Annotated in this window: 2 protein-coding genes; both read left to right on the top strand. The window is 43.1% G+C overall.

The features are described from left to right. A partial coding sequence (locus BHE89_RS18740) for an FAD-binding protein (protein ID WP_216081032.1) occupies positions 1-446 on the top strand: 446 nt, incomplete at its 5' end. Between the two features lie 57 nt (positions 447-503). Continuing rightward, positions 504-896: FAD-dependent oxidoreductase (locus BHE89_RS18735; RefSeq protein WP_128860721.1), on the top strand; the 393-nt coding region annotated here is incomplete at its 3' end.

Genomic DNA, 896 nt, shown 5'->3' with positions numbered 1-896 from the left:
AAAAAGTCGCATGGATTGCCCCAGCTCAAGGCATTGTTCGCAATTCGATTCAACCACGCGCTATCAATGCAGTTGATTTAGACAAAGCACGTTTTGTTGTCAGCGTGGGTCGCGGTATCGGCAGTAAAGAAAATATCGCCCTTGCAGAAGACTTAGCGAAAACCATTGGTGCTGAAATCGCCTGTTCTCGTCCTGTTGCTGAAAATGAGAAGTGGATGGAACACGAGCGTTATGTCGGTATTTCTAACCTAATGCTGAAACCTGAACTCTATTTAGCTGCGGGTATTTCAGGACAAATTCAACATATGGTCGGCGCTAATGGTGCACAAACCATTGTTGCTATTAATAAAGACAAAAATGCACCTATCTTTCAATTCGCTGATTACGGCATTGTCGGTGATTTAATGAAAATTTTACCTGCATTAACTCGTCAATTATCTAACTGATTTATTTAAGCAGAGAAGGCGACTTCTCTGCTGTTTATCGCAAATTCTGGAGATGTTATGTCCGATTCCGAAGATATTTTCGATGCCATTATTGTTGGCGCAGGATTAGCAGGATCTGTGGCTGCACTTGTTTTGGCAAGGGAAGGTGCACAAGTATTGCTAATAGAAAGAGGTAACTACGCTGGCGGGAAAAATGTAACCGGTGGTCGTATGTATGCACATACTCTTGAACGCATCATTCCTGAGTTTGCGCAAGAAGCGCCTGTTGAACGCGTTATTACTCACGAAAAATTGTCATTTATGACTGAAACAGGCGCAATGACAATTGATTACCAAAATACGGAAGGAAAGGATCCCAAAACGGCGTCTTGGTCTGTATTACGTGGTGAGTTTGACCAATGGCTAATGGAACAAGCCGAAAATGCGGGTGCGCAATGTATTACAGGGATC

This window comes from Shigella sp. FC1967, assembly GCF_001743005.1.
In the GTDB taxonomy this organism is placed as follows: domain Bacteria; phylum Pseudomonadota; class Gammaproteobacteria; order Enterobacterales; family Enterobacteriaceae; genus Proteus.
This window is presented reverse-complemented; position numbering and strand designations above follow the sequence as displayed.